The sequence below is a fragment of the Streptococcus vestibularis ATCC 49124 genome (assembly GCF_000188295.1).
GTDB lineage: Bacteria > Bacillota > Bacilli > Lactobacillales > Streptococcaceae > Streptococcus > Streptococcus vestibularis.
The window spans coordinates 872,265-889,481 of record NZ_GL831112.1; the positions used below are offsets into that span (position 1 = coordinate 872,265).

Genomic DNA, 17,217 nt, shown 5'->3' on the forward strand with positions numbered 1-17,217 from the left:
GTTTTTACAAGGAGAAAATCATGAGTAAAAAACCATGGGAAGATAAGGTTTCTGAAGAAGAGTTGGAAGAAGTAGTTGATGCTGATTTTCTAGATGACGAAGATGAGTTTGAGGATTTTGAAGAAGAGGAGGACACTCCTTCAGATGAGAAGCAAGAAAAAGGTGGCTTCATCAATTCGTCATTCTTGACAGTCTTGCTTGGCTTATTCTTTATTATTGTTGTATGTATTTTGTTCTTTGTTTTCTACACATCAAATGTTGGAGGAAGCAAAACTGCAGCGTCTAAGGAATCTTCAGGTTTCTCTTCAACTTCAACTAGCAAAGTTGTTAAATCTTCATCAAGCGAAAAAGATTCAGGTAAGGGTGAAGATAGTGAGAAATCTACTAAAGAGAAATCTTCATCAACGAAAGTATCAAGCTCTTCTAAACATGTTGAAAAAGACTATGCAACTGGGTCAGCTGAAACAACACCATCAAGTGCTGCAGCAGCAACCGACGGTTCATCAATCGTTGTTCAATCTGGTGAAGGTGCCGGTTCAATCGCTGCACGTGCAGGTATCTCTGTAGATGAGTTGGAACGTCTTAACCCTGATCACATGACAAGTGGTTACTGGTATGCTAACCCAGGTGATGTCGTTAATGTTCAATAATTTTAAAAGCAAAGGAACATCATGAAAGATATTAGAATTGCTATTGATGGTCCTGCGTCAAGTGGAAAAAGTACAGTAGCCAAGATTATTGCAAAAAATCTTGGCTATACTTATCTTGATACAGGTGCTATGTACCGATCTGCAACTTATTTGGCCTTGCAGAATGGTTTGACTGAGGAAAATGTACCAGAAATTTTGGAGCAACTATCTCAACATCCGATTTCATTCGGAAAAGCAGCAGATGGTAGTCAGCAGGTTTATGTTGGTGATGTTGATATTACACACCCCATTCGTGATACCCAAGTCACAAATAATGTTTCTTGGGTAGCAGCCATTCCTGAAGTGCGCCAAGAACTGGTTGCACAACAACAACGTATTGCTCAAGATGGTGCTATTATCATGGATGGTCGTGATATTGGGACTGTGGTTTTGCCTGATGCAGAACTCAAAATCTTCTTGATTGCTTCAGTTGATGAACGTGCGGAACGCCGTTATAAGGAAAATATCGAAAAAGGAATTTCTACTGACCTTGAGACTTTAAAAAAGAAATTGCTGAACGTGACTATAAAGATAGTCATCGTAAGGTATCACCTCTTAAACCAGCGGAAGATGCCATTACTTTTGACACTACAGGAGTGTCAATTGAGGGTGTTGTGGAATTTATTCAAGAAAAAGCAAAAAAAATTATTGACAAAGGATGACTCACTTGTTATACTATTAACAATGAGAAAAGCAGAAGTGAGAACTTCTCGCCTTGCGACTTAGGTTGTCTGGCCCAACATGTCAAATCCTTAAAGGGATATTATGTGTGCGGGCTTGTATATCAAGTCCGCTTTGTTTTTCTCTAAAAAAATAAAGAGGTGAAGATCATAGCTAAGAAAGATCTATTCATTAATGATGAAATTCGCGTTCGTGAAGTTCGTCTTGTTGGTCTTGATGGTGAACAATTGGGAATTAAACCATTGTCAGAAGCACAAGCTATTGCAGATGATGCAAATGTTGACTTGGTTCTTATCCAACCACAAGCTACGCCACCTGTTGCTAAGATTATGGACTATGGTAAGTTCAAATTTGAGTATCAAAAGAAACAAAAAGAACAACGTAAGAAACAAAGCGTTGTTACCGTTAAGGAAGTTCGTTTGAGCCCAGTCATCGATAAAGGTGACTTTGAAACAAAACTTCGTAACGGCCGTAAATTCCTTGAAAAAGGAAACAAGGTTAAAGTTTCTATCCGATTCAAAGGTCGTATGATTACTCATAAAGAAATCGGAGCTAAGGTATTGGCGGAATTTGCTGAAAAAACGCAAGATATTGCGATTATTGAGCAAAGAGCGAAGATGGATGGACGTCAAATGTTCATGCAACTTGCACCAATTCCTGACAAAAAATAATTGTCAAACTAACACTATTTTAAGAGGAGAATTTTAAAATGCCAAAACAAAAAACACACCGCGCATCAGCTAAACGTTTCAAACGTACAGGTTCAGGTGGATTGAAACGCTTCCGTGCCTTCACATCTCACCGTTTCCACGGTAAAACTAAAAAACAACGTCGTCACCTTCGTAAAGCGTCAATGGTACATTCAGGTGACTTTAAACGTATCAAATCAATGCTTTCACAAATGCGTTAATCCGCTACAAGCATTACAAATTAACTAAACTAGAACTAATTCGGAGGAATATATAAATGGCTCGTGTTAAAGGTGGCGTTGTATCACGCAAACGTCGTAAACGTGTATTGAAACTTGCTAAAGGTTACTATGGTGCAAAACACATCTTGTTCCGTACTGCAAAAGAACAAGTAATGAATTCTTACTACTATGCATACCGTGACCGTCGTCAAAAGAAACGTGATTTCCGTAAACTTTGGATTACACGTATCAATGCGGCAGCTCGTTTGAACGGTTTGTCATACTCACAATTGATGCACGGTTTGAAATTGGCTGAAATCGAAGTTAACCGTAAAATGCTTGCTGATTTGGCAGTTAACGATGCAGCAGCTTTCACAGCTCTTGCAGATGCAGCTAAAGCAAAACTTGGTAAATAAGAATTAAGATGGGTTTTACCCATCTTTTTTTATGGAGGTAATTATGATTCGTTTAGCAAGAGCAGAAGATATCCCAAGATTACAGGAGTTATTGGGGCAGATTCTTCTAGTTCATCATCAAGCACGTCCTGATGTTTTTAAGTCAGAAGGCAGTAAATTTACAGATGTAGAGTTAGAAGCAGTGATTAATGATCCAAATAAACCTATTTTTGTTTATGAGGCGAAAGATGGGCGTATCTTGGGTCATCTGTTCTTAATGATTAAAGAAGTATCTGATAATAATGGTCCACTAAAGGCTGTTAAGACTCTTTTTATTGATGATTTATGCGTTGATAAGGAGGCTCGAGGTCAAAAATTAGGAGAAAAGCTTTACCAATTTGCCTTGGACTATGCTAAGGAGTTAGGGTGTTATAATCTGACACTTCACGTATGGAATGATAATGCGGGTGCTCTACGTTTTTACGAACGTTTAGGTATGAAACCGAGATATACAGAAATGGAAACTATCCTAAAATAATATGTTTTCATGAGAGAAATTTAACTTACGAGGAGAAAATATTTTTGATATGCTAAAAGAGAACTTTTAGAAATGGAGAATTTTAATGCCTCGTAATTTTAAAGAAGCTTTGCTTTGTACGTTTTTGATGTGTGGAATGATGGTCTATGGAATCTTCTCATCCTTGATTGGACTGGAGTAGTTCCCTTTGTTTGGGGTCACTTTTTCCAAGGTTATCTTCCTGGATTTGTAGTTGCTTTCTTACTGGATATGCTTTTGGTGGGACCACTAGCCAAGACAATAGCATTTGCGATTTTACATAAAGTAAAAGCCCATGATAAACGATGGGCAAAGATTTTAGTGATTTCTGGAACCATGGCGCTATTCATGGTAACCTTTATGTCATTCTATGGATTAGTTTACAACAGTCATTTGGTGACGCTATTATCCTATGGTCGTGCTTGGTTGACAAATGTTATCATGGCTTTACCACTTAATTTTCTAGTGGTTGGTCCAATCTCACGTTTTATCTTGGGAAAACTACAAAAACCTTTGCCTGGTGAAGGAGTCGTTGAGAATTTTGACGACGATGACGAATTACCAACTATTATTTAAGTTGTGAACTGAAGTTAGACTCCAGATTTTATATCAAAAAGCAGTCACATCTGTGACTGCTTTTTGATTTAGTTTTTCTTTTTCATTTCACCGTGTGGGTAGTAAGTCCCTTCTGGCATATCGTTAATGAAAACATGGATAGCTTCCTTAGGGGCTTTTGCAACACGTGATACAACCTCAGTAACTTCGCGAGCAAGTTCAATCTTTTGTTCTTCTGAACGACCTTCAAAGAGATCAATTTTTACAAATGGCATAATGCATCTCCTTAGTTTTGATAGTCCTATTATAGCATGAATTAAGAGAATATTCTAAAGTTTTTAGAAATTCTTGAAATAATGCTAGACTATGAATTATTTTGAAAGAGGTAGGTGTCTTGTGATCTTAGAAAACTATTTGCCTTTTTAATTTGGTATATTCAAAGAGATGAAAACTCTTACTAAAAATGGTAAAATAGTGCTAACTAAAGACAGTAAGGAGTAAATTATGACAATTGATTTTCGCGCCGAAGTTGATAAACGTAAAGAAGCTTTGATGGAGGACCTTTTTGGTCTTTTGCGTATTAATTCAGAACGTGATGACAGTAAGGTTGATGAAAAGCACCCATTTGGTCCTGGACCAGTAAAAGCTTTGGAACATTTTCTTGCTTTAGCTGAACGTGATGGTTATAAAACTCGTAATATTGATAATTACGCTGGTGACTTTGAATTTGGTCAAGGAGATGAGGTATTGGGTATCTTTGCACACTTGGATGTGGTTCCAGCGGGTAGCGGATGGGACACTGATCCTTATGAGCCAGTCATCAAAGAAGGAAAGCTTTATGCTCGTGGTTCATCAGATGATAAAGGGCCCACAATGGCTTGTTATTATGCCTTGAAAATTATCAAAGAGCTTGAGCTTCCAGTATCTAAGCGCGTTCGCTTTATTGTTGGTACAGATGAAGAATCTGGTTGGGGTGATATGGATTATTATTTCGCTCATAATAGATTGAAAGATCCTGATTTTGGTTTTTCTCCTGATGCAGAATTTCCAATTATCAATGGGGAAAAAGGAAATATTACTGCCTATCTTCATTTTGAAGGACAAAACGATGGTGACTTTAGCCTCGTAAGCTTTAATGGTGGCATGCGTGAAAATATGGTTCCTGAATCTGCAAGTGCAGAGTTTACGGCACCTATCACTTTACAGGAACTTGAGTCTAAACTTAATGACTTTGTTGCTGATCAAGAAGTAACTGGTCAAGTGACTGAAGAAGCAGGTGCTTTCCATGTGACTATTCATGGGAAATCAGCTCATGGTATGATGCCTCAAAATGGTATCAATGGGGCAACATACTTAGCACTCTTCTTTAGCCAATTTGATTTTCAGGCTAATGCTAAGACTTATTTGAATTTAGTTGCTGAAACACTTCATCAAGATTTCTTTGCTGAAAAGACAGGTCTTGCCTATACAGATTCTAAAATGGGTGAGTTAACTATGAATGCCGGTGTCTTTACCTTCAACAAGGAATCTGAAGATAATACAATTGCTTTGAATTTCCGCTACCCTCAAGGGGTTGATACGGATGATATTAAGACTTGTCTTGAAAAACTTGAAGAGCCTAAGGCAGTCAGTCTCTCAGAACATGGTCACGTACCGCACTATGTACCAGTTAGTGATCCTATGGTACAGACACTTCTTTCTGTTTATGAGAAACAGACAGGCCTTAAAGGTCATGAACAAATCATTGGTGGCGGAACCTTTGGGCGTCTGCTTAAACGTGGTGTTGCTTATGGTGCTATGTTCCCAGGGTATGTCAATACCATGCATCAAGCAAATGAGTTTACTGAAGTTGAGGACTTGTACCGTGCAGCTGCTATTTATGCAGAAGCTATCTATGAGTTGATCAAATAAAAAAGAAGAGACATTTTGTCTCTTTTTTTGGAGGAAAATATGGAAACACTTGAAGAATTGACACAAGCAATTATGGATGATGAACAAAATAAAACTTATACTGAACAAGGTATCAAACCCTTGTTTAGTATTCCAAAAACGGCACGGATTAATATCGTCGGACAAGCTCCTGGTATCCGTGCTCAAGAGTCTGGGCTTTATTGGAATGATCCTAGTGGGGATAATCTACGGGATTGGATGGGTGTTTCGAGAGAAGATTTTTATGAATCGGGTATGTTTGCCATTGTACCAATGGATTTTTATTTCCCGGGTCACGGAAAATCGGGAGATTTACCGCCTCGCAAAGGTTTTGCAGATAAATGGCATGAGAGAGTTTTAGATTTAGCTCCAAATATTCAATTAACCATACTAGTAGGAAACTATGCTCAGCGTTACTATTTGCATCAAAAGTCATCAGCTAAGTTAACAGATACAGTTAAGCATTACAAAGATTATCTTCCAGACTATTTTCCTTTAGTGCATCCGTCACCACGAAATAATATCTGGCAAGCGAAAAATCCATGGTTTATGAAAGAAGTGGTTCCAGATTTAAAAGCATTGGTTCAAAAAATCTTGAGTCAATGAATTCAGATATCTGAACTTGGATTGTCACTAGGTATTGTTTCAAATCAATGAAGCAACTATCAGAGCATACCCAAATATTGTAAAGATTTTGGCCCTTTGGGGCTTTTTTTGATCTTCTAACAAAATTATTTGAAAAATATAATTAATAAAAACTTCAATACCAAACGCATTAATTGCAATATAATTTTAATTTCAATAAGAGCAACATATAAAATTAAAATAACTATTTTTTAGACTAAAGAAATTGCCCTGTTGCACTTCATTTTACAACAGCGCAATGATTTTTTTCAGCTTTCGTAGAATTCTTCAAATGTCGTAAAGAAGACTAAGTGGTGCTATTATATTATTTCTCCGTCCAAACTAGATTCTAATTTTAGGGTCTAGTTTTATTGTTTTAAAGTTTTTGATAGCCTTTTCATACTTATCGTTGCAATTTAAAGAAGACTCATGTTATAATGAATCTAACTAAATGTATAGAAAGATGCAAGGAGATGTGCATGGAAGAATTGAAAAAGCTCGCTGGCGTAAGCGCTGCCAGTTTTGTTGGAGATGGCATGGTTGTTGGACTAGGTACTGGTTCAACAGCTTATTTCTTTGTAGAGGAGATTGGTCGTCGAATAAAGGAGGAAGGTCTCAGTGTAGTAGGTGTAACGACATCTAGTCAAACAACGAAGCAAGCTGAAGGTCTAGGTATTCCTTTGAAATCAGTGGATGATATTGATAGTATTGATGTTACCGTTGATGGCGCCGACGAAGTAGATCCTCAACTCAACGGTATTAAAGGTGGCGGTGGTGCCCTCTTGATGGAAAAAATCGTTGCTACACCTACTAAAGAGTACATCTGGGTAGTTGATGAGTCTAAGATGGTTGAACAACTTGGTGCTTTTAAATTACCAGTCGAAGTTGTTCAATACGGTGCTGATCGATTATATCGCGTCTTTGAATCTAAGGGTTATAAGCCATCATTCCGAGTAACTGAACAAGGTGATCGCTTTGTTACAGATATGAAGAATTTCATTATTGATTTGGATCTCGGCAAAATTAATAATCCAGTTGCTTTAGGTGACGAACTAAAAGCTATGACTGGTGTTGTTGATCATGGTTTATTCAATGGAATGGTTAACAAGGTTATCGTTGCTGGAAAAGACGGTGTTAAGATTGTTGATGCTAAGGATTAGTCCTGTTTAATTTTCTTTTAAATTGTAAATGAATAAAGTAACTTAATAGTTATGTTATTACTAGATTATTATGTAGAAAGGAAAGAGGTAATTTCGAAAGATTTTAGCTCTTTGTGGTGTTGTTATGTCCAAATTTAATCGAATGCATTTAATCGTTCTTGACTCAGTAGGTATTGGTGCAGCTCCAGATGCCAATAACTTTGTCAATGCTGGTGTTCCTGATGGAGCTTCAGATACCCTTGGACATATTTCTAAAACTGTTGGTTTGAATGTGCCAAACATGGCTAAACTTGGTCTTGGAAATATTCCTCGCGAACAAGCCTTGAAAACTGTTCCAGCTGAGAGCAATCCAACTGGTTACGCAACTAAGTTAGAAGAAGTCTCTCTTGGAAAAGATACCATGACAGGTCACTGGGAAATCATGGGACTTAATATTACAGAGCCTTTCGATACTTTCTGGAATGGCTTCCCAGAGGAAATTCTTACTCAAATCGAAGAATTTTCAGGACGCAAGGTCATCCGCGAGGCCAACAAACCTTATTCTGGTACAGCAGTTATCGATGATTTTGGACCACGCCAAATGGAAACAGGCGAATTGATTATTTATACATCAGCTGATCCGGTTCTTCAAATCGCAGCTCACGAAGATATTATTCCTGTTGAAGAATTGTATCGTATTTGTGAATTTGCTCGTTCTATCACTTTGGAACGTCCAGCTCTTCTTGGTCGTATCATTGCTCGTCCTTACGTTGGTGAGCCTGGAAACTTTACTCGTACATCTAACCGTCGTGACTTGGCTGTTTCACCATTTGCTCCAACTGTTTTGGACAAATTGAATGAGGCTGGTATCGATACTTACTCAGTTGGTAAGATTAGTGACATCTTCAATGGTGAAGGTATCAACCACGATATGGGCCACAACAAATCAAATAGCCACGGTGTAGACAATTTGATTAAGGCTATGACATCAGAAGAGTTTAAACATGGTTTCTCTTTCACAAACTTAGTAGACTTTGATGCCCTTTACGGACACCGTCGTAATCCACATGGCTATCGCGATTGCTTGCATGAATTTGATGAGCGCTTGCCTGAAATTATCGCTGCTATGAAAGAAGATGATCTCTTGATGATTACTGCAGACCATGGTAATGACCCAACTTATGCTGGTACAGACCATACGCGTGAATACATCCCATTTTTGGCTTACAGTCCAGCCTTCAAAGGTAGTGGCTTGATTCCAGTTGGACACTTCGCCGACATCTCAGCAACAATTGCGGATAACTTCGGTGTTGAGAAAGCCATGATTGGTGAAAGTTTCTTGGATAAACTTGTCTAAAATGAAACGTTATGCACTTCTGGTTCGTGGGATAAATGTCGGCGGTCGTAATAAGGTAGTCATGGAAAAATTCCGACATGACCTTGATAAACTTGGTTTTAAGAATGTTTCCTCCTATATTAATAGTGGAAATTTTTTCTTTGATTCACCCATGATGAAAGAAGAATTACTTTTAGTAATAGAAGAATTTTTGAATAAGTCTTACTCATTTATTACCGTCTTTTCCCTTTTCACACTAGAGGAATACCAAAATGAGTGTAAATCTCTACCAAAATGGTGGGAAAATGATTTGTACAGAAAAGATGTCCTCTTTTATACAGTACAATTAGACAAGGATCAATTAAAGAGAGTAATAAATTCTTTTGATTTGGCAGATGAGACTCTTCATTTTGGGGAATTAGGAATTTACTGGGGGAAATATGATAAGACAAGCTACAATCAAACGGCTTATCATAAAAATCTATTAAAGTCATCATTTTATCCTTATATTACGATTCGAAATGCAAGAACTTTTTCAAACATTGGTCATTATTTAAAAAAATAAGGAACTAAAGGAGATTTAGATGTCACTACTTGAAAAAATTAGAGTTACGCAAGCCTTTTTGGAAAGCAAAGGAATTGAAAAACCTGAGTTTGGTTTGATTTTGGGTTCTGGACTTGGAGAATTGGCTGAAGAGGTCCAAGATGCTATTGTAATCGATTACGCAGATATTCCAAACTGGGGACAATCAACAGTAGTCGGTCATGCAGGTAAACTTGTATATGGTACTTTGTCTGGACGTAAGGTATTGGCTCTTCAAGGACGTTTCCATTTTTATGAAGGAAATCCTCTTGAAGTGGTAACTTTCCCTGTACGTGTTATGAAAGCTCTTGGTTGTGAAGGTGTTATTGTAACGAATGCTGCTGGTGGTATTGGCTTCGGTCCTGGTACTTTGATGACTATTACTGACCATATCAATATGACTGGTCAAAACCCATTGATCGGTGAAAACTTGGATGACTTTGGCCCACGTTTCCCTGATATGTCTAAAGCCTACACACCAGAATACCGTGCTACTGCCCATGAAGTGGCTAAGAAACTTGGTATCAAGCTTGATGAAGGTGTCTATATCGGTGTAACTGGTCCGACTTATGAAACACCTGCAGAGATTCGTGCCTATAAGACATTGGGGGCAGATGCAGTTGGTATGTCCACTGTTCCTGAAGTTATTGTGGCAGCTCACTCAGGCTTGAAAGTTCTAGGAATTTCATGTATCACTAACCATGCTGCTGGTTTCCAAGAAGAACTCAACCACGAAGAAGTTGTAGAAGTGACTGAACGTATCAAGGGGGACTTCAAAGGATTGCTTAAAGCTATTTTGGCGGAACTCTAAGAAATGATTTCTCAGGTAAGGAGACGTTTAAGGTTGTTACTAAAATTCCTTAAGCTGAGTTTAGCTGTTATTGGGACTGGCGTTGCTTCAGGGGTTGTTGGAATTTTTTGCCACTATCTTCTAGAATTTATACAAGTTCTTGCGTTTGGTAAAGATAAAGGGAACCTCTTGTTACAGTTTCAATCAGTGAGTGCTTTTCGAAGGCTCTCAGTCTTACTTGTTGTTGGGGTCTTATCTAGTTTATTTTGGTATTTTCTTCAACGGCGTGTCACCTTACTTTCTATTAGCAAAGCTAAAAAACTCGTTGGTAAAAGGAGTCCAAATTTTCTAGGTCAGTCTCTACATGCATTAATCCAGGTGGCAATCGTTGCTGCTGGGGCCTCAATAGGCAAAGAAGGAGCACCTCGAGAATTGGGTGCTCTCTTTGGTGGTAGTCTTTCTAAAGGATTGCATTTAGACATTTCCGATAGACAATTATTAATTGCTTGTGGTGCTGGTGCAGGGCTAGCCTCTGTTTACCAAGTGCCTTTTGCTAGCGCTTTATTTGTTTTGGAAACATTAGGAGTCTCTTGGACACTAAAGAATATTATCATTATTTTTGCGACTACTTATGTATCTGCTTATTGTGCTAAACCAATTGTTGGTGGACACGCCTTATATATAGTCGATACAGTGACTATTGATTCTTCCAGTTTCATACAGGCAATCATCTTAGCGTTATTTGTAACACCATTTGCCATAATATTTGGATATTTTGCAAAGAAGGCCAGTAGCCATCGTATTACAGGTAAAGAAATTCTTTGGACGTTGCCCTTTGCCTTTCTAATTCTTGGTGGACTATCAGCTAACCTTCCTATCTTTATGGGAAATGGACAGGTTCTAGCTCAATGGATTTTTTCTGGGAACTCTTCAGCATATCTTCCTGTCATTCTCATCATCAAATGTCTATTGGTCTGTCTACTTTTAAGGAGTGGTGCTTATGGTGGAACTCTGACGCCATCGTTTGCTTTAGGTGTAGGTACGGGTTATCTGATAACGGTACTTCTTGGAAATTTTGGATTTTCTCATAGTCTTAGTTTAGGAATGTTACTAGGGGCAACCGTATTTTTAGGAACAACGCTTGATGCCCCTCTAACAGGAATAGCCTTAGTTGTTGGTTTTACAGGTACTGGAGGTGTTATCGTATTCCCTCTTATACTAGCGAGTATCCTATCAAGGATAATAAACAATAAATGGAAGAAAAGATTATGAATATTCATTTTATTTTACACGAAAAATTTGAGGTTCCAGGAGCTTATTTGAAATGGGCTCAAAAGCGTGGACACCATATTTCGTCAACAAAGGTTTATGAGAAAGAGAAACTTCCAGAAACTGTTGATGATATTGATTTCCTTATAGTAATGGGCGGACCTCAGTCACCTGATGAAGATCGTCAAGTCTTTCCATACTATGATCCAAAGGCTGAAATTACATTAATTCAAAAAGCTATTGATGCTGATATCTATATTGTCGGGGTATGCTTAGGGGCTCAACTGTTAGCTGGAGCTTATGGTGGGAAATATGAACATAGTCCAGAACGCGAGATTGGCGTTTTCCCTTTGACCTTAACAGAGGAAGGATTAGCTGATGAGCACATTAAAGATTTTGGTTCTACTTTAAACACGGGTCACTGGCATGGAGATATGCCTGGTTTGACCGACAAGGCAGTTGTTCTTGCGACCAGTCAGGGCTGTCCACGCCAAATAGTTCGCTTTAGCCCTAAACATTATGCCTTCCAAGCACATTTAGAGTTTGACCTTGAAGCGATTGATTTACTGATAGCTGCTGATGGTGAAGAGCACTTGTGCCAGCAAAATAAACAGTTACCTTTTGTTCAAACGCCAGATCAATTACGTAAAAACGATTATTCTGAAATGAACAAAAAGTTATTTGCTTTTCTAGATTCACTAATCCAGATCTAAACATTTAAGTAGCTCATATACTATTTATATAATAGTAGAAAACTTTAAAAAAATATAACTTAAGGATGGTGCAGCAGGTATTCATATTTGAAAACGAGTGGAGAGTTTAGAAAATAGCTAACCTTCTTAGATGCGTAGAGCTATGTCAGCCTTCCTAATTTTCAGTCACTTTCTAGTTGCTCTTTTACCTTAATAAATAATAGAAAGGATGGGTTAACTGTATTCACTGAACTGAATACGGGCGGAGAACAGTGAAAAAGATAGAATGGATAGCATTTGCAATGCTTCGTCAGTTTCCTATTTTTACTTCGTCTCTGTCGCCCTTTATAGATTAATTATGTCAATTCATATTTCTGCCAAACAAGGAGATATTGCTGATAAGATTCTTCTTCCTGGGGATCCTTTACGTGCAAAATTTATTGCCGAAAATTTCCTTGAAGATGCTGTGTGTTTCAACGAAGTACGTAACATGTTTGGTTACACAGGAACATACAAGGGTGAACGTATCTCAGTAATGGGGACTGGGATGGGGATGCCATCTATCTCTATCTATGCACGTGAGCTCATTGTTGACTACGGTGTCAAAAAATTAATTCGCGTAGGAACTGCCGGTTCTTTGAATAAGAATGTTCACGTTCGTGAGTTAGTTCTAGCACAAGCAGCAGCAACTAACTCTAACATTATTCGTAATGACTGGCCTCAATACGACTTTCCTCAAATTGCAAGTTTCAATCTCTTGGATAAGGCTTATCACATCGCCAAAAATTTTGGTATGACAACACATGTTGGTAATGTTCTATCTTCTGATGTTTTTTACTCAAATTATTTTGAAAAAAATATTGAGCTTGGGAAATGGGGCGTGAAGGCTGTCGAAATGGAAGCAGCAGCACTTTACTACCTTGCAGCCCAACACCAAGTAGATGCTCTGGCTATTATGACTATTTCTGATAGTTTGGTAAATCCAGATGAGGATACAACTGCTGAAGAACGTCAAAATACCTTTACTGACATGATGAAAGTAGGTCTTGAAACTCTTATTGCAGACTAGATTATGAAAAGGATGTCTGTAGCTATCTTTTTTGATTAGCCGAAAGATTATATTATTTCGATAGCTAGAAAAGTTAAAAGTTTTCAAACTACAAGAATACTCTAAAAGTATTTTAAGGAATTTGTCTTTAATGATTAGATAAATAACTGATAATCTCATGAAATATCTTGAAAATGTGATATAATACTTACAATATTAGAGATAGTGATAAAAAATAGATACTTGATAGGCTTATGAAAAACGGTTTCTTCTTTTTTAAAAATAATGACAATTGAAATGAAGTTATACTAATGTTATAATGATGATGGAAAATGTCTAATTTTAATATTCAGGAGAATTTTATATGAGTTCGCGTACGAAGCGTAAGCAAAAATGGACGAACAATAGATCGTGGGTAATGGTCAACTTTGGATTGACCATTCTGTATGCTATTTTGGCAGCGGTCTTATTATTCACTATGTTCAATTATAACTTCCTATCTTTTAGGTTTTTGAACATAATTATTACCTTTGGTTTGTTACTGGTTCTTGCGGTTAGTATCTTCTTTCAGAAAACCAAAAAATCACCACTAGTGACAACGGTTGTATTAGTAATCTTTTCACTATCTTCTTTGGTTGGTATTTTTGGATTTAAACAACTGATTGATATCACTAATCGTATGAATCAGACTGCAGCTTTTTCAGAGGTAGAAATGAGCATTGTGGTTCCGAAGGATAGTGATATCAAAGATGTGAGTCGGATTACTAGCGTTCAGGCACCGATTAAAATTGATAAGAAAAATATCGATACTTTGATGTCAGCTTTAAAGGATGACAAAAAGGTTGATGTCAAAGTCGATGATGTCGCTTCCTATCAAGAAGCTTATGACAATCTTAAGTCTGGAAATTCTCAAGCAATGGTCTTGAGTGGTTCTTATGCTAGCCTATTAGAATCAGTTGATAGTGACTACGCTTCAAATCTAAAAACTATTTATACCTACAAAATTAAAAGGAAGAATAACGGTTCTGCGAAACAGGTGGACTCAAAAGTTTTCAATATTTATATTAGTGGTATTGATACCTATGGTTCGATTTCGACAGTATCACGTTCAGACGTTAATATCATTATGACTATTAATATGAATACGCATAAGATTCTTTTGACAACAACACCTCGTGACGCATATGTTAAGATTCCTGGTGGTGGAGCGAACCAGTATGATAAGCTAACTCACGCAGGTATCTATGGTGTTGAAACATCAGAGCAAACTTTGGAAAATCTTTATGGTATTAATATTGATTATTATGCACGTATAAATTTCACGTCATTCCTTAAATTGATTGACCAACTTGGTGGTGTGACCGTTCATAATGATCAAGCCTTCAAAAGTCTTCATGGGAAGTTTGATTTCCCAGTTGGAGATATTCAAATGAACTCAGAACAAGCACTTGGTTTTGTTCGTGAGCGTTATAGCTTGGATGGTGGTGATAATGATCGTGGTAAAAATCAAGAAAAAGTTATTTCAGCGATTGTTAACAAAATAGCTTCACTTCATTCAGTATCAAACTTTACGTCAATTGTTAACAATCTTCAAGATTCTGTTCAAACTAACATGTCTTTGGATACCATTAATGCCTTGGCTAATACACAACTGGATTCAGGAACTAAATTTACAGTTACATCTCAAGCAGTGACAGGTACAGGCTCAACAGGACAATTGACTTCATATGCTATGCCAAATTCTAGTCTCTACATGATGAAGCTAGATGATTCTAGTGTGGAAAGTGCTGCTCAAGCTATCAAAAATATGATGGAGGAAAAATAAGTGATTGATGTTCACTCACATATTGTTTTTGATGTCGATGATGGTCCTAAAACTTTAGAGGAAAGTTTGGAACTCATTGGAGAAAGTTACGCTCAGGGTGTGCGTACGATTGTTTCTACCTCCCACCGTCGTAAGGGGATGTTTGAAACCCCAGAGGATAAAATCTTTGCAAATTTTTCAAAAGTTAAAGAAAAAGCAGAAGCACTTTATCCAGACTTAACTATTTATTATGGTGGTGAACTTTATTACACCTCAGACATTGTGGAGAAACTTGAAAAGAATCTTATTCCGCGTATGCACAACACGCAATTTGCTTTGATTGAGTTTAGTGCCAGAACATCTTGGAAGGAAATTCATGACGGGCTGAGTAATGTTATACGAGCAGGGGTAACACCGATTGTTGCTCACATTGAACGCTATGACGCCCTCGAAGAAAACGCTGATCGAGTTCGTGAAATTATCAATATGGGTTGCTACACACAAGTTAATAGCTCTCATGTCTTAAAAACAAAGCTATTTGGCGATAAAGAAAAAGTGAGAAAGAAACGTGTACGCTTTTTCTTGGAAAATAATTTAGTTCATATTGTTGCTAGTGATATGCATAATCTTGGTCCAAGACCACCATTTATGAAGGATGCATATGCTATTATTAAAAAAACATATGGGACTAGACGCGCACGTAATCTCTTTATCGATAACCCCCAAACACTACTTGAAAATCAATACATATAGGAGAAACTATGACTCAGGAAAACACGAAACGTGTTGAAATCGATGTGCTTGCACTATTACATAAACTTTGGAGTAAAAAGGTGTTCATCCTTTTCACGGCCTTTTATGTAGCTGTCTTTGCTTTCTTGGGAACTTACTTCCTAATTCAGCCTACATATACGTCATCTACACGCATATATGTGGCTAATCAAACCAATGACAGTAAAAATATTTCAGCTCAAGATTTGCAGGCTGGTACATTTTTGACAAAAGACTATAAAGAAATTATTACATCTAATGATGTCTTATCTGAAGTTATCAAGGATGAAAAATTGAAGATGACTGAAGCTGAGCTTGCTAAAAAGATTTCGGTTAATATCCCTACTGATACACGTCTTATTTCGATTTCTGTAAGTGCTAAAACAGGTCAAGACGCTCAACTCCTTGCTAATAAGGTACGTGAAGTTGCTTCAGAAAAAATCAAGAACGTGACAAAAGTTGAAGATGTTACAACACTTGAAGACGCTAAATTACCGGAATCACCATCTTCACCAAACATTAAACGTAATGTACTTATTGGAGCAGTGTTTGGGGTATTCCTTGCAGTGGTTGGTGTATTAGGTCGTGAAATCTTAGATGATCGCATTCGCCGTCCAGAGGATATTGAAGAGACTCTTGGAATGACACTTCTTGGAATTGTCCCTGATACAGATAAAATTTAAGGAGAAGAAATGCCTCTATTAAAGTTAGTAAAATCTAAAGTACAGTTTGCCAAACAAACAGAAGAATATTACAATGCCATTCGCACAAATATTCAATTTTCTGGTGCTCAGATGAAAGTGATTTCTATTAGCTCTGTTGAAGCTGGTGAAGGAAAATCAACGACATCTGTTAACTTAGCGATTTCATTTGCTAGTGTTGGGCTTCGAACACTTTTCATTGATGCAGATACTCGTAACTCTGTTTTGTCAGGGACCTTTAAATCAAATGCGCCGTATAAAGGTCTTTCAAATTTTCTTTCAGGAAATGCTGATTTAAATGAAACAATTTGTCAAACTAATATTTCCGGTTTGGATGTCATTGCATCTGGCCCTGTTCCACCTAATCCAACAAGTCTTTTGCAAAATGATAATTTTAGACATTTGATGGATGTTGCTCGCAGTCGTTATGATTACGTCATCATCGATACGCCACCAATTGGTTTGGTAATTGATGCCGCTATTATTGCCCATCAGGCTGACGCAAGTATCTTAGTTACAGCAGCTGGAAAAATTAAACGTCGCTTTGTAGCCAAAGCTGTTGAACAATTGGAACAAAGTAGTTCTCAATTTTTAGGTGTCGTTCTTAATAAAGTTGATATGACAGTTGATAAATATGGGTCATACGGTTCGTACGGTTCGTATGGATCATATGGTGAGTACGGAAAAAAAGGAAAACAAAAAGAAAGTCATTCAAGAGCACATCGTCGTAGAAAAGGATAGCGTT

Annotated in this window: 20 protein-coding genes, 1 pseudogene and 1 other annotated feature; of the genes and pseudogenes, 20 read left to right on the forward strand and 1 reads right to left on the reverse strand. The window is 37.5% G+C overall.

Going from position 1 to position 17,217, the window contains the following annotated elements; genetic code table 11:
* The first annotated feature begins 20 nt into the window (after nucleotides 1–20).
* The 7 genes and pseudogenes from HMPREF9425_RS04315 (at nucleotide 21) to HMPREF9425_RS10595 (ending at nucleotide 3,807) form a co-directional block, all read left to right on the forward strand.
* A complete protein-coding gene (locus tag HMPREF9425_RS04315) occupies nucleotides 21–650 on the forward strand; it encodes an SAG1386/EF1546 family surface-associated protein (RefSeq protein WP_003092648.1) in 630 nt (209 codons plus the stop codon).
* A 21-nt stretch (nucleotides 651–671) separates the two neighbouring features.
* Nucleotides 672–1,351 (forward strand): annotated as a pseudogene (cmk, locus tag HMPREF9425_RS04320) ((d)CMP kinase).
* A 23-nt stretch (nucleotides 1,352–1,374) separates the two neighbouring features.
* Nucleotides 1,375–1,497 (forward strand) — a sequence feature (ribosomal protein L20 leader region).
* Between the two features lie 13 nt (nucleotides 1,498–1,510).
* The gene (infC, locus tag HMPREF9425_RS04325) at nucleotides 1,511–2,041 is read left to right on the forward strand and encodes a translation initiation factor IF-3 (protein ID WP_002885108.1); all 531 of its coding nucleotides are present in this window, start codon (nucleotides 1,511–1,513) and stop codon (nucleotides 2,039–2,041) included.
* Between the two features lie 38 nt (nucleotides 2,042–2,079).
* Nucleotides 2,080–2,280, forward strand: a complete 201-nt coding sequence (gene rpmI / locus HMPREF9425_RS04330; protein WP_002885093.1) for a 50S ribosomal protein L35 — start codon at nucleotides 2,080–2,082, stop codon at nucleotides 2,278–2,280.
* A 56-nt stretch (nucleotides 2,281–2,336) separates the two neighbouring features.
* Nucleotides 2,337–2,696, forward strand: coding sequence for a 50S ribosomal protein L20 (rplT, locus tag HMPREF9425_RS04335; RefSeq protein ID WP_002885090.1), 360 nt, complete (start codon nucleotides 2,337–2,339; stop codon nucleotides 2,694–2,696).
* A gap of 43 nt (nucleotides 2,697–2,739) precedes the next feature.
* Nucleotides 2,740–3,213 carry a GNAT family N-acetyltransferase gene (locus HMPREF9425_RS04340; protein ID WP_037621450.1) on the forward strand — a complete coding sequence of 158 codons (474 nt, stop codon included), beginning with the start codon at nucleotides 2,740–2,742 and terminating at the stop codon, nucleotides 3,211–3,213.
* 378 nt (nucleotides 3,214–3,591) lie between these two features.
* Nucleotides 3,592–3,807: a DUF2798 domain-containing protein gene (locus tag HMPREF9425_RS10595; RefSeq protein ID WP_081448749.1), complete on the forward strand. Its 216-nt coding sequence runs from the start codon at nucleotides 3,592–3,594 to the stop codon at nucleotides 3,805–3,807.
* Between the two features lie 68 nt (nucleotides 3,808–3,875).
* Here HMPREF9425_RS10595 and HMPREF9425_RS04350 read toward each other — a convergent pair whose 3' ends face one another.
* The gene (locus HMPREF9425_RS04350) at nucleotides 3,876–4,061 is read right to left on the reverse strand and encodes a 4-oxalocrotonate tautomerase (RefSeq protein WP_002950885.1); all 186 of its coding nucleotides are present in this window, start codon (nucleotides 4,059–4,061) and stop codon (nucleotides 3,876–3,878) included.
* A gap of 229 nt (nucleotides 4,062–4,290) precedes the next feature.
* Between HMPREF9425_RS04350 and pepV the strand changes: the two genes are divergently transcribed.
* The 13 genes from pepV to HMPREF9425_RS04415 all read left to right on the forward strand — a co-directional run bounded on the left by pepV (nucleotide 4,291) and on the right by HMPREF9425_RS04415 (nucleotide 17,213).
* Complete coding sequence (pepV, locus tag HMPREF9425_RS04355; protein ID WP_003097077.1) at nucleotides 4,291–5,697, forward strand: dipeptidase PepV; 1,407 nt, start codon at nucleotides 4,291–4,293, stop codon at nucleotides 5,695–5,697.
* Nucleotides 5,698–5,736: 39 nt separating this feature from the next.
* Nucleotides 5,737–6,321, forward strand: a complete 585-nt coding sequence (locus tag HMPREF9425_RS04360; RefSeq protein ID WP_003092921.1) for a uracil-DNA glycosylase family protein — start codon at nucleotides 5,737–5,739, stop codon at nucleotides 6,319–6,321.
* Nucleotides 6,322–6,818: 497 nt separating this feature from the next.
* Entirely contained in the window at nucleotides 6,819–7,499 is a 681-nt protein-coding gene (gene rpiA / locus HMPREF9425_RS04365; RefSeq protein WP_037621453.1) for a ribose-5-phosphate isomerase RpiA, read from the forward strand.
* Nucleotides 7,500–7,623: 124 nt separating this feature from the next.
* Entirely contained in the window at nucleotides 7,624–8,835 is a 1,212-nt protein-coding gene (locus tag HMPREF9425_RS04370) for a phosphopentomutase (protein ID WP_003092904.1), read from the forward strand.
* Nucleotide 8,836: 1 nt separating this feature from the next.
* Nucleotides 8,837–9,379, forward strand: a complete 543-nt coding sequence (locus tag HMPREF9425_RS04375) for a DUF1697 domain-containing protein (protein ID WP_003092444.1) — start codon at nucleotides 8,837–8,839, stop codon at nucleotides 9,377–9,379.
* Nucleotides 9,380–9,398: 19 nt separating this feature from the next.
* Nucleotides 9,399–10,208 carry a purine-nucleoside phosphorylase gene (locus HMPREF9425_RS04380; protein ID WP_003092568.1) on the forward strand — a complete coding sequence of 270 codons (810 nt, stop codon included), beginning with the start codon at nucleotides 9,399–9,401 and terminating at the stop codon, nucleotides 10,206–10,208.
* A gap of 3 nt (nucleotides 10,209–10,211) precedes the next feature.
* Entirely contained in the window at nucleotides 10,212–11,459 is a 1,248-nt protein-coding gene (locus tag HMPREF9425_RS04385; protein ID WP_003097083.1) for a chloride channel protein, read from the forward strand.
* Nucleotides 11,456–12,169, forward strand: coding sequence for a type 1 glutamine amidotransferase (locus HMPREF9425_RS04390; RefSeq protein ID WP_003092952.1), 714 nt, complete (start codon nucleotides 11,456–11,458; stop codon nucleotides 12,167–12,169). Before HMPREF9425_RS04385 ends, HMPREF9425_RS04390 begins: the two co-directional genes overlap by 4 nt.
* A gap of 337 nt (nucleotides 12,170–12,506) precedes the next feature.
* Nucleotides 12,507–13,217, forward strand: a complete 711-nt coding sequence (deoD, locus tag HMPREF9425_RS04395; protein WP_003093061.1) for a purine-nucleoside phosphorylase — start codon at nucleotides 12,507–12,509, stop codon at nucleotides 13,215–13,217.
* A gap of 343 nt (nucleotides 13,218–13,560) precedes the next feature.
* Complete coding sequence (gene cpsA / locus HMPREF9425_RS04400; RefSeq protein WP_003097087.1) at nucleotides 13,561–15,021, forward strand: LCP family glycopolymer transferase CpsA; 1,461 nt, start codon at nucleotides 13,561–13,563, stop codon at nucleotides 15,019–15,021.
* Nucleotides 15,022–15,753 carry a capsular polysaccharide biosynthesis protein Cps4B gene (gene cps4B / locus HMPREF9425_RS04405; protein ID WP_003092817.1) on the forward strand — a complete coding sequence of 244 codons (732 nt, stop codon included), beginning with the start codon at nucleotides 15,022–15,024 and terminating at the stop codon, nucleotides 15,751–15,753.
* Nucleotides 15,754–15,761: 8 nt separating this feature from the next.
* Nucleotides 15,762–16,454 (forward strand): capsular polysaccharide biosynthesis protein, encoded by a 693-nt coding sequence (locus HMPREF9425_RS04410; protein ID WP_003092954.1) that lies wholly within the window; start codon nucleotides 15,762–15,764, stop codon nucleotides 16,452–16,454.
* A 9-nt stretch (nucleotides 16,455–16,463) separates the two neighbouring features.
* Nucleotides 16,464–17,213 (forward strand): tyrosine-protein kinase, encoded by a 750-nt coding sequence (locus HMPREF9425_RS04415; RefSeq protein WP_003097090.1) that lies wholly within the window; start codon nucleotides 16,464–16,466, stop codon nucleotides 17,211–17,213.
* The last annotated feature ends 4 nt before the right edge of the window (nucleotides 17,214–17,217 follow it).

Coding starts and splice junctions, on each gene's coding strand:
- HMPREF9425_RS04315 (WP_003092648.1), top strand. CDS start 21: ATGAGTAAAAAACCATGGGAAGATAAGGTTTCTGAAGAAGAGTTGGAA.
- rpmI (WP_002885093.1), top strand. CDS start 2,080: ATGCCAAAACAAAAAACACACCGCGCATCAGCTAAACGTTTCAAACGT.
- rplT (WP_002885090.1), top strand. CDS start 2,337: ATGGCTCGTGTTAAAGGTGGCGTTGTATCACGCAAACGTCGTAAACGT.
- HMPREF9425_RS04340 (WP_037621450.1), top strand. CDS start 2,740: ATGATTCGTTTAGCAAGAGCAGAAGATATCCCAAGATTACAGGAGTTA.
- HMPREF9425_RS10595 (WP_081448749.1), top strand. CDS start 3,592: ATGTCATTCTATGGATTAGTTTACAACAGTCATTTGGTGACGCTATTA.
- HMPREF9425_RS04350 (WP_002950885.1), bottom strand. CDS start 4,061: ATGCCATTTGTAAAAATTGATCTCTTTGAAGGTCGTTCAGAAGAACAA.
- pepV (WP_003097077.1), top strand. CDS start 4,291: ATGACAATTGATTTTCGCGCCGAAGTTGATAAACGTAAAGAAGCTTTG.
- HMPREF9425_RS04360 (WP_003092921.1), top strand. CDS start 5,737: ATGGAAACACTTGAAGAATTGACACAAGCAATTATGGATGATGAACAA.
- rpiA (WP_037621453.1), top strand. CDS start 6,819: ATGGAAGAATTGAAAAAGCTCGCTGGCGTAAGCGCTGCCAGTTTTGTT.
- HMPREF9425_RS04370 (WP_003092904.1), top strand. CDS start 7,624: ATGTCCAAATTTAATCGAATGCATTTAATCGTTCTTGACTCAGTAGGT.
- HMPREF9425_RS04375 (WP_003092444.1), top strand. CDS start 8,837: ATGAAACGTTATGCACTTCTGGTTCGTGGGATAAATGTCGGCGGTCGT.
- HMPREF9425_RS04380 (WP_003092568.1), top strand. CDS start 9,399: ATGTCACTACTTGAAAAAATTAGAGTTACGCAAGCCTTTTTGGAAAGC.
- HMPREF9425_RS04385 (WP_003097083.1), top strand. CDS start 10,212: ATGATTTCTCAGGTAAGGAGACGTTTAAGGTTGTTACTAAAATTCCTT.
- HMPREF9425_RS04390 (WP_003092952.1), top strand. CDS start 11,456: ATGAATATTCATTTTATTTTACACGAAAAATTTGAGGTTCCAGGAGCT.
- deoD (WP_003093061.1), top strand. CDS start 12,507: ATGTCAATTCATATTTCTGCCAAACAAGGAGATATTGCTGATAAGATT.
- cpsA (WP_003097087.1), top strand. CDS start 13,561: ATGAGTTCGCGTACGAAGCGTAAGCAAAAATGGACGAACAATAGATCG.
- HMPREF9425_RS04410 (WP_003092954.1), top strand. CDS start 15,762: ATGACTCAGGAAAACACGAAACGTGTTGAAATCGATGTGCTTGCACTA.
- HMPREF9425_RS04415 (WP_003097090.1), top strand. CDS start 16,464: ATGCCTCTATTAAAGTTAGTAAAATCTAAAGTACAGTTTGCCAAACAA.